The 10,342-nt window shown below is 44.0% G+C and carries 13 protein-coding genes; 11 read left to right on the top strand and 2 right to left on the bottom strand.

Features of this window, described 5'->3' with window-relative positions:
* The first annotated feature begins 280 nt into the window (after positions 1-280).
* The gene (locus tag IPP74_15550; protein ID MBL0320689.1) at positions 281-760 is read left to right on the top strand and encodes an HNH endonuclease; all 480 of its coding nucleotides are present in this window, start codon (positions 281-283) and stop codon (positions 758-760) included.
* A complete protein-coding gene (locus IPP74_15545; GenBank protein MBL0320688.1) occupies positions 753-1,232 on the top strand; it encodes a ParB N-terminal domain-containing protein in 480 nt (159 codons plus the stop codon). The genes IPP74_15550 and IPP74_15545 overlap by 8 nt, the downstream gene beginning before the upstream one ends.
* Before the next feature lie 51 nt (positions 1,233-1,283).
* On the opposite strand, the gene IPP74_15540 is transcribed toward IPP74_15545, so the two are convergent.
* On the bottom strand, positions 1,284-1,484 hold the full coding sequence (locus tag IPP74_15540; protein MBL0320687.1) for a hypothetical protein: 201 nt from the start codon (positions 1,482-1,484) through the stop codon (positions 1,284-1,286).
* A 460-nt stretch (positions 1,485-1,944) separates the two neighbouring features.
* Complete coding sequence (locus IPP74_15535; GenBank protein ID MBL0320686.1) at positions 1,945-2,649, bottom strand: HNH endonuclease; 705 nt, start codon at positions 2,647-2,649, stop codon at positions 1,945-1,947.
* Between the two features lie 152 nt (positions 2,650-2,801).
* Here IPP74_15535 and IPP74_15530 point away from each other — a divergent pair, with 152 nt between their 5' ends.
* The 9 genes from IPP74_15530 to IPP74_15490 all read left to right on the top strand — a co-directional run.
* A complete protein-coding gene (locus IPP74_15530) occupies positions 2,802-3,941 on the top strand; it encodes a hypothetical protein (GenBank protein MBL0320685.1) in 1,140 nt (379 codons plus the stop codon).
* 8 nt (positions 3,942-3,949) lie between these two features.
* Positions 3,950-5,605 (top strand): hypothetical protein, encoded by a 1,656-nt coding sequence (locus IPP74_15525; protein MBL0320684.1) that lies wholly within the window; start codon positions 3,950-3,952, stop codon positions 5,603-5,605.
* Positions 5,605-6,258, top strand: a complete 654-nt coding sequence (locus tag IPP74_15520) for a hypothetical protein (protein MBL0320683.1) — start codon at positions 5,605-5,607, stop codon at positions 6,256-6,258. The genes IPP74_15525 and IPP74_15520 overlap by 1 nt, the downstream gene beginning before the upstream one ends.
* On the top strand, positions 6,258-6,707 hold the full coding sequence (locus IPP74_15515; protein ID MBL0320682.1) for a hypothetical protein: 450 nt from the start codon (positions 6,258-6,260) through the stop codon (positions 6,705-6,707). The genes IPP74_15520 and IPP74_15515 overlap by 1 nt, the downstream gene beginning before the upstream one ends.
* 10 nt (positions 6,708-6,717) lie before the next feature.
* Positions 6,718-7,335 carry a hypothetical protein gene (locus IPP74_15510; protein ID MBL0320681.1) on the top strand — a complete coding sequence of 206 codons (618 nt, stop codon included), beginning with the start codon at positions 6,718-6,720 and terminating at the stop codon, positions 7,333-7,335.
* Between the two features lie 27 nt (positions 7,336-7,362).
* The gene (locus tag IPP74_15505; protein MBL0320680.1) at positions 7,363-8,109 is read left to right on the top strand and encodes a hypothetical protein; all 747 of its coding nucleotides are present in this window, start codon (positions 7,363-7,365) and stop codon (positions 8,107-8,109) included.
* 126 nt (positions 8,110-8,235) lie between these two features.
* The gene (locus IPP74_15500; protein MBL0320679.1) at positions 8,236-8,643 is read left to right on the top strand and encodes a hypothetical protein; all 408 of its coding nucleotides are present in this window, start codon (positions 8,236-8,238) and stop codon (positions 8,641-8,643) included.
* A 378-nt stretch (positions 8,644-9,021) separates the two neighbouring features.
* Positions 9,022-9,447 (top strand): hypothetical protein, encoded by a 426-nt coding sequence (locus tag IPP74_15495; GenBank protein MBL0320678.1) that lies wholly within the window; start codon positions 9,022-9,024, stop codon positions 9,445-9,447.
* Positions 9,444-10,342 (top strand): hypothetical protein (locus IPP74_15490; protein ID MBL0320677.1); only part of this gene is annotated, 899 nt, incomplete at its 3' end. The genes IPP74_15495 and IPP74_15490, both read left to right, overlap by 4 nt.

The raw sequence follows: 10,342 nt of genomic DNA, 5'->3' as shown, positions 1-10,342 counted from the left end.
ACTTTTCCGACGCATTAAGACAAGTAAGGCAAACTCAGAAGGTAAACTTCGAGAGTTACTATTTGAGTGCGATGACAGGGCAGAATAAAGCGAACACATTGCTTCTTAAATTTTTTGCAGCTTCTCAGTTTGGTTGGAGAGATGATGAGATGGAATCAGACCCGCTGGATGAGAGTAGGTCAGAGGTTGAGTTTGACTACTCTTGAATGGCCATGGTAGCGGCTGAGCAATGAAAACAATCCCAACAAAAATAAACATATCCCAGCATGTTATAGAAATAATGTTTCCTACGGGCCAAGTGGCTCTAATAGATCGACAAGACCTGTTACTGTTTGCTTCTCATGCTTTTTATCCAGCAAAAGCAAAGTACACTCATTATTTGATAGCAAGTGTAGAAGTAGATGGAGCCAAGCGCACTCAAAAATTTCACAGGATGTTGTTAAAACCACCAAAGCATTTACAAGTAGATCACATAAACTGCAACGGGCTTGATAACCGTAGAAGCAACTTAAGAGTGGTAACCGCAGTTGTTAATATCAATAACCGACAAAATCTTAAACCACGAGGCGGTTCTCTGTATTTTGGTGTTGCTAAACATCCAACCGCTACTAAAGAACACAAATGGGCTTGCCGAATTACGTATGAAAAGAAAACAAAAAGACTTGGAATTTACGACTCAGAAGTAGAGGCGGCGATTGCTTGGAATAATTATGTTATTGTCAATAATTTGCCCAAAAGGTTGAATGTAATAAATGAATAAAGCCGAAACCATTACGATAGTAGAAATTAATTCTATTGTGCCAAACGAGCGAAATCGTAATGATCATCCTGAAGATCAGATCGATGCCATAATCAAGATCATTGAACATTCAGGGTTTAGATCTCCCTTGGTTGTAAGTAATCAGTCGGGTCTTTTGGTATGTGGCCACGGACGCCTTGAGGCAGCTAAAAGATTGGGCATGACTCATGTGCCAGTTATGTTCCAAGACTTTGCGTCGCCAGATATTGAGTACCAGCACGGAGTAGCAGATAACGCACTTGCAGCAAGAGCTAAGCTTGATCTTGCTGGTATCAACCAAGATCTTCCTGAGATCGGGCCGTTTGATTTAGATCTTCTAGGCATAAAGAACTTCAAAGTAGAAGCACCAGAGTTCGTACCAGAAGTAGAAGAGAAAGAACCTGAAGAAACGAAAGTGATATGCCCATCATGCTCTCACGAATTCATCCCGTAAGATGCATCGCCTGCTACTTCGTTGAGTGTAGGTGTCGCAGAGCTACTAAAATTAGTAGTCATTAGTACTTCCATTTTTAGGTATATAGAGTTGCTGCATCTCAAAAATCACTCTTATCTGTGAATCACATTGCGCTACGTGCACTATCTTATAGCCTTCCTCGGCTTTTTCACTAAGTATGCGTTCAATCATAGAATCGCTTGATGACTGGCCAATATAAATAGTTACAACTTTGTATTTTTCTTGTTTCATTTTCCTACTCCAATAACGACTTCAAATAGTTCCTAAGCTTAAACAGCATGCTTCTACGCTCACGAGACAGCGGATGCGCAGTGGTGATCCAATAGTCTATAGCCATCACGGTCGCACGAACTTCTTCTTCTGTAATGTCTACGCTTATAAACGAATTCGATTTCATATAACCCTTTTATGTAGGTTAGCCATACAATTACAACGTGCCGCGTATACTTACTTTGTCTATTCCTATTTTGGGAATAAATCTCCCAATTATGGACAAAACTATGGGCTCGAGTCAGACTGTTAAGCAATATGGCGACTCGCACATACCGTTTGAAGTACAAGCGCAATGCTTCTCAGGTGGATTTTGATAATGACTTAACTTCCAAGTACTTACACCTAAGTGCTGGATTTGGTTGTGTTTCTGAGAACACTCTAATTGAGACCGTCCGTGGCCCTGTGGCTATAGCCGATATCAAAGCGCCCGAAGTCTATCTTTCTCAGCATCACTCATTGCTAGGACTTTCTCGAGGTACAGCTCCGATCCCAAAAGGTAAGGCGAATCTTTACCGAGTAGTTCATACGCATGGAGAATTCGTTTCAACCGCATTTCACCGCGTTTTTTGTGGTGGTTATACTTACAAATTCGTTCAGGATTTGCGAATTGGTGACCGTTTACCCTACTATCCCGAAGCTTCGCTGTACCCTCTGCGGAGTACTTCTTCTTTATACCAGTCGTCGTCACCCTCAAGTGTTCGGCGTTTGAAGAGAAAACTCGAAGGTTTTTTGGATCATTGTGCAGAGTGCATCCGTCAATATGGTCAACAACTTCATGAGGTTCTAGATAGCGGCCTAAAACTTTCTCCATCACTAGCCTATGCTCAAGGATTATCCCGAGCTTCTTATAGCCGTAAGCCCTTGAATGTGGGTGACCTGGCGGTGCTGAAACCATTACGTAACCATCTCGGTCAATTCTACGACCATGTTTATAATGTCCATTCAGTTCACCAACGGCGCTACCACGAGTCCGACGGGGAAGACTTAAACGTAGCATCACATCTTGAACATACTTGTTACTACAGCCCAGCTGCTCACCAATCTGACGAGATGTGCGCTCGCCATCGCATAACTTCTTTATCGACTCAATCAACTCAAGATTCTTTTTGTGCGGACCAGCCATATATTAACTCCTCTGCCGAATCCGTAATATTGTCTATTGAGAAAGTAAAGCACGATTGGTTCTGGGATTTGCATGTTGAAGGGACCAATAACTATATCGCAAGCGGGCTCTCACATCACAATAGCGGGAAGTCTTACTCGCTCTGTATGAAGATGTTAAAGTTGTCGCAGCTCAACGCTCCTCACGGGGGTGGTATTCTTGGACCTAGCTACGGTGAATTGAAGCGTGACGTAATTGATTTGATGGAGATGATTCTAGATGAGAATCAAATTCCGTATAAACATCACAAGACTGAACACTGGATACAGCTGCCTTGGTCTCCTGGTAAGATTTACTTCTTTACAGGCGACCGTAAACTTCGCGGACCCAATCTCGCATACTTCGGTATCAACGAGGCAACGCTCATAACGGAAGAGCGCTATAAGGAGTGCATTGGTCGTGTGCGTATAGCAGGCTCAAAGTTCCCTCAGATTGCATCCGTTGGTACGCCAGAGGGTATTGGCAATTTCATGTATGAGAGATTTGTAGAGAATCCAAAGCCAAATTCTAGAATCATTTACGGCAATACAACAGACAATGCCGCCAATCTATCCAGTGACTATGTTCAATCTCTTTTAGAGTCCTACGATCAAGTAATGGTCGATGCCTACTTGAAGGGCCTCTGGATAAATATGAACTCTCATCGCTTCTACTACTCATACGACCCTAGCCGACATGACGATAAGACAATCACGCGCATCCCAGGCATGCCAGTGCTCGTTACTATGGACTTTAACGTGAGCCCTATGTGCGCAACTCTTTGGCATCAAATTAAGATTATAGGATCGCCCTTTCCAAAACTCATAGCCTTTGGGCAGATCGAGATTAAAGACGGTGCTGATACTGAGAAGATGAGTGATGCGATGTATGCCAATGGTCTTGATCCTGATTCGACATATATCTACCCAGATCCTGCGGGCAAGGCTAGGTCTACTCAAGGGCCGCCTGATATTACTATTCTAAAGAATCACGGTTGGAAGAACATTAGAGTAAAACTTTCAGCCCCAAGGTTTAGAAAGCGTCAGCTCGCTGTTAATAATCTACTTGATAAAGATCTCATTGGCGTCAATCCTATTACTGCTCCTGGTATAAAAAAAGATTTTGAAGCTGTATCGCAAGACCCTGCCACGTTTGAGAAGCTTAAAGATAATCCAAAGCTTACTCACTATTCCGACGGCGTGGATTATTTAGTTGATATAGAATATCCTTTAAGTGGTGAGAAACCTCAGTCAAGTACGACTAAATTTAGGTAAGGAAGCCTATGATAAATCGTCCAAAGTATAATGAACAATCTGTACTAGATCCTTTGTTTAGATCAAAAGTGATCAGTCAGATTAGAGCTACCGAAAATAAGCGTAGAAAGAATGAGGCTTTCAAAGCATACGAGTGCTTTAAAGATCAAACCTCACGCTACGTAGCTCAACTCCTGCTCAATCAATTCGACAATCAAACCGTCCTTGAGATGCAGTACGCGATGACCAACATCTCCTTTACTCGCAAGATTGTTGATAAGCTTGCCCGTGTTTACGCCAATGGTGTTGAGCGTACGACCGAGAAGAAGAAAGATCAAAAAGCTCTAGATGAGATGACCTATCTTCTTAAGCTTGATGCGATCATGAAGGAAGCTAACCGCTATTTAAAACTAGAGAAGAACGTAGACCTCTATGTAAAACCAGTACCTGTACAAGAGACCGGCAAGTACAAGCTCGTGGTTGAAGCCTTGTGTCCGTTTCTCTACGACGTTATTGAAGATCCAAACGATTCAAGTGTTGCAATGTGCCACATCTTATCTAACTTTAGACCTGACTCACAAAATCAGTACTCGCTAAACCCTGCAACTGAAGGGCGCACGTCACTCTCAAGCACTCTATTTTCAATCGTCCCACCTCGTGGTGACAACGTTGATGACATCATCTCAGATAGTCCAACTGACTCAAACCCTGATCAATACATTTGGTGGACCAATAAGTATCACTTCACGACTGACGCTAAGGGCATGATCATAAGCGAGGGCGAGGTTACTAACCCTATCGGCGTATCTCCCTTTGTAGGTTTGAGTGCTGAGAAGTACGGCTCGTATTGGGCACCAGGTGGGAAAGATATTATTGAGGCTGGAATTAGAATCAACGCGGTTCTGACCCACATCAATCACATCTCAATCACTCAAGGCTACGGCCAGCTCACTATGATTGGTAAAAACCTGCCTAAAGCAATTAAGACAGGCCCTAACCATTGTATTCAGCTTATTCAAGAAGAGGGTGAGCCAACGCCATCCGTAAGCTTCTTATCAGCTAACCCGCCAATCGGTGATTTGATGAAAGTGGTTGAAGCCTATGTGGCGCTCTTACTTTCGACAAACAACTTATCCACAAGTGGATTCTCTGCCTCACTCTCTGGCAACGCATCAAGCTTTGCATCAGGTATTGCTATGATGCTCGATAAGTCAGAGTCGATGGAAGATACTAAAGAGCAAGAACAGCAATTTGTAGAAGCTGAACCAAAGCTCTGGTCTATTATTTCTAAGTGGCAGAACCTATATAAGTCGCTTGATCTACTTACGCCCGAGTTTCAAGAGGTCTCGCTACCTTTAGACCTAGACCCATCGGTTGAGTTTAAGCCGTCTCAAACGATTGTAAGTGAGAAAGAAAAACTTGAGATCATTAAGATTAAGCAGGAGTTGGGTTTGATCACTGATCTCGATGCAATCAAGCTTGATAACCCAAATTTAAGTGATGAGGCTGCCGTCCAAAAGCTTGAAGAGATTAAGGCCGAAAAAGAACTTAAGATGCAAGAGTTCCAAGAGCAAAACGGTGGTGCTGTTGATGAGAATGGCAACCCTATAGAGGATCCTTCAGCTAGTGGTGAAGCGCCTAAGCCTTTTCAGAAGAAACCAGCCGATGAGGAGCAGGACGCTTAATGGCCTTTAAGGTCGTAGATGTCACTACCACGTCAAAAGAGACCGCATCAGAGATCGACCTTTTTAGTGATCTAACTCTAGATAGAGATACTAAAAAGCAGATCCAGCAAGACGTTGGTGAGTTCTTAGTTGAGAAGATCTTAGAGAGCGTATCAAGTAGAACGTCACCTATTGCAGGCGGCACCTATAAGAAAACGCTCTCACCTGAGTATAAGAAGCACAAACAAGCCGAGGGCGGTTCAAGTGTAGCCGACCTTAAGTTGACCGGCATTATGCTAGATGAGCTTGGGTTTAAGAAGACAGAAGACGGGATCTTGCTTGGCGTATTTGGTGACGCAGCACCTCGTGCCGATGGTCATTCAAATTTATCTGGTGAATCTACCCTACCTGAGCGAAAATTCTTACCCAATATAGATGAAGAGTTTAAATCGAGCATTCAATCGGGTGTGGAACGTATTATTGCAGACGCTATCGCTGATTCTGTTGATCTTGATCGCTCGGACTTTGAAGGCGTGGATTCGACTGATGACCTATATGAAGTCTTAAGTGATGAGATGCCTGATATGACGCGCGCTGAGATTAGAGCTGCCATCTATCGCAATGAAGCTTTGACCGAGCTTCTCGAGTCACTAGGTCTATTGGATGATCTCTAATGGCTAAGATTATAGTTAAGTTTAAATTAAGAGCGCTTAGAGCCGATATCTTAACAGATAGTGATAAGCGCGAGATCGGCCAGACGCTTGTCGATTCGGTTAAAGAATATGTAGGTCGAGGACTTTCGCCTGTAAGGGGTACTGGTAGATTTGTAGCTTACAAAGATCCAAAGAAATACCCAGGCGATCGCAAGGCAAAGAGGCCAGTAAACTTAAGACTTACGGGCGCTATGATGGACGCTTTAAAGTATCGGTTGAAGGGATCAAAGGTAGAGTTATACCTTGACCCACAACCAGACTATGCGATCGTTCATCAAGACGGTTCAGATAAAGTTCCACGTAGAACATTCCTTCCAAGGGAGAAGCTTGGAGAAAAGTTTGTGGTCTCAATCATGGATGAAGTTAAAAAGATTATTTCTAAAGCAGTAAAACGTTTCGCAAATAAATAAGGAGATTTATATGAGCGACAATACTCAACCAGTACAACCAATTACAGAACCAGTAGCGGTAACACCACCAGCACCTCAAGCACCAGATCATGAAAACCTACTTCGTGAGATGAACGAACTTAGAGCTACAGCAAAAGCTGCTCAAGAACAATTGCGCCTAGAGCAAGATGCAAAACTTAGAGAGAAGAAGGATTGGGAAACGCTTGCCAATAAGTATCAGAAAGAGCGCGACGATGTAGCTTCTCAGAATACGCGTATCAAGGAAGCCCTGGTTATAGATAAAAAGGCTAGCGCGGTGAGAGAGGCTGCTGCTAAACTAGGAATACTACCAGAAGCGACAGGCGATCTTGACCTTGTAGATTTAAACGGTGTTCAGATTGAAACTACATCGACTGGAAAGATTAACGTTCTCGGCGCTGACAAATTCGCTGAAAAACTGAAGATGTTAAAACCACACTGGTTCAGACCATTGAACCCTAGTGTTAATTCCGGCGGCGTTCGCATTGAAGCGGGCGGTGCTGACATCACAGTGAAGGACGTAATGAATGCTGAAAAAGAGGCAAGGAAAACTGGTGACTCTACCAAGTACAAGGCTCTCTATGCTCAGTTTCAGAAACAAAAACAATGAAGTACATAACTCGAAAGGATTCGATAAATGGCTGATCAAGTATTAAGAGCTGGCAATGAATTGTCGGCAATTACTCCTGAACTTTGGTCTGCACGTTTCTATGACGTGCTTTTAGCAGAACTACCATTCTCAAGCATCATCTCACGTGACTATGAAGGTGAGATCCAGGATTTGGGTGACACTGTAAACATCAGTTCAGTCCCTGAATTCGACGACGGTGTTGAGCTTGCTGAAGATGCACGCGCTGATGCAGACGCTGTAACTGTTTCTGGTCAACAATTGATCATCAACAAACGCGTTGTAAAAGACTTCATCATCACTCGTTTGGCTCAAGTTCAATCGCTCGAAGCAATGGACAAACTCCGCGACATGGCTGTTTACGCAATCATGAAGAAGATGGAAAAAACCATCATCGCTTCAACCGTTCCATCGGCTTCTGCTCCAGATCATCAGATTCCATATACCTCGGGTACAACCTTGGCATTGGCTGACATCTTGAACGCAAAAGAACTTTTGGATACTGCAAACGTTCCTGCTGCTGATCGTCACATGGTATTGGGCTCAGCTCAGACCAACGATGTTTTTAATATTGTTGGCTTTACGAGTTCGGATTTCTTGATGTCTGGTGCACCGCTTCAGTCTGGTCAATTACCAGCTGGATTGGTTGGCTTTTATGCCGCACTCGACAACTTTGGTTGGCAACGTGGCTTCTTTCTTTCACAAGAGCTACATGACGATGGCAGTGCAAGACGCTTTGCGCATCAACATGTATGACTTGGGAGTTGACGGTAAGCGCGCTATGCGTATCAATATCGACTTATTGTACGGCTTGAAACAGCTCGACAATAAACGCGTTGTACAAATTAGCTAACGTTAACGTTAAACGAAAAGAGAAAAAAGATGGCATTCAAAAATGATGGACCTCAGGTCAATGAATATGTCTATGACTTCGCAGTAGACGGCGGTGCTGTTAGCACTATCGATCTTTCTGCTAAGCAAGGCTTTGCCCCACTTCCAAGTGGTGCGGTTGTTAAGTCTGTTCACTATAAAGTAGTTTCTGCTCTCACCTCTGGTGGTTCAGCAACTGTTTCTATCGGTGATGCAAACGCTACAGCTCGTTACCTTGCATTGACTGCGTTTGATAACGCAGCTTATGCAGCTGGAAACGTAGCGGCAGCAGCTATCGGCGTACCTATGAACGTGAGCGCAGCAGCTCGTGGTCAATTCGGTATCTCGATTGCTGTAGCAGCATTGACTGCTGGTAAAATCGTGTTCTTCGTTGAGTTCTTCCAAAGCGCTCAAGAGTAACATTGGTTACCACGACTAGACTTCGTTATTTTAAAAGCAAGGACCCAGACATGTTGGTGGCAGCACTAGCGCGTCTGGGTTCTCGCGTTCAAGTCTACGGTGCTCCCGTATGGAACGGGAAGCAGTGGTTTTTATGGTTCGTCCCAGGTGAACAGTCCAAGGATATTCCCTCAAGGGATTTGGACAAACTTTAACAAGGAGATCATGTATGATCGTTTCTGGCGCTACCCAGTTTTTTGATTTCGCAGATGGTTCAATCATCGTTACTTATGCAGATGATCCAGCCGCTGGTACTCTTGTTGACTCACTCAACAACAATCCAGCTCCAGTAACAACCTGATATTTGCCCAATATATTATTTTAAATGAGGGCTAAATAATGGCTGTTGATGACCATGGGATTGAGGCTTTAAAGAAGTCTGCCGAGGAAGTTGTACCTGGCAGCAAGGCTGATTACTATCTTAAGACTGGAGTACTCCTTAACGGAGAACCGATATCAGATACTAATCCACTACCCGTATCTGGTGGTGCATCTAAAACAGATACTGCGACTATAACCCAACAAGCAGCGTCTATTTCTTCAGTCACACTACTCTTATCAAACCCCGATCGTTTAGGTTTTGTAGTCTACAACGAATCAAGCTCGGTAGCCTACCTAGCGTTTGGTCCAGTTGCTTCACCAACATTACACACGTACGCAATGGCACCAAGCTCAGTACTAAGAGAGATGCCTAGCCTTTACACAGGAGAGGTAACTTGCATTTGGATAACAGCGACAGGATCTATGAAGGTAACCGAACTATGATTTTCATCCCTTTATTACTAATGCTATTTTGCGCAACTGCTCACGGTCAGTACTTTGCACCAGGCGGTGGATCAGTATCGTCGGTTAACGGACAGATAGGGACGGTTGTTCTCACCACAGATGATATAGCCGAGGGTGCTACTAATTTATATTTCACACTAGCAAGGGCAAGAGGAGCGGTTAGTGCTAACTCTCCGCTCTCGTATAACTCATCTACGGGCGTACTATCGCTAGGTGTAATCCCAATTACAAGTGGTGGGACTGGTCAGACAAGTGCCAATGCTGCGCTCAATGCGCTTCTCCCGTCTCAAACAGGAAACAGTGGGAAGTCATTAGTAAGCGATGGGACAGATGCATCATGGTCGACAGTAACGGGCGGTATCACCACTCTAAATACTTTAACTGCCACAACACAAAGCTTTGCTACAGACACAGCAGGCACTGACTTTTCAATATCAAGCACAGGCTCAACTCACACTTTTAGTATTCCAACGGCAAGCGCTACCAATCGCGGTCTATTGAGTGCTGCTGATTGGTCTACGTTTGACTCTAAGCAAGACGCGCTAACTAATACGCCCAACACACTTACTTACTGGGACGCATCAGGTTTGCCAGCTAGCCTCGGAAACTGGTCTGTAGATCCAACTGATCAACGCATATCAGCGACACTGGCGCCGGCTTCTACTGGGGATGTTTATCACCTTGGCGTTACCTATAATGATCCCACCACTGGTGACATTGATTTAAACCGTGAATACCTTTTGCTTAACAGCACGCATACAGGACAAGCACGCGCACTTAACTTTAGTGTCGGCGGATCTGGCACTGTTGATTCAGGCAATGCAGCTATCATTGATTTTAGTCTACCAACTACCGGCAATCTTAATGTCTTAAG

Source organism: Alphaproteobacteria bacterium, from assembly GCA_016722515.1.
GTDB lineage: Bacteria > Pseudomonadota > Alphaproteobacteria > Rickettsiales > JADKJE01 > JADKJE01.
This window is presented reverse-complemented; position numbering and strand designations above follow the sequence as displayed.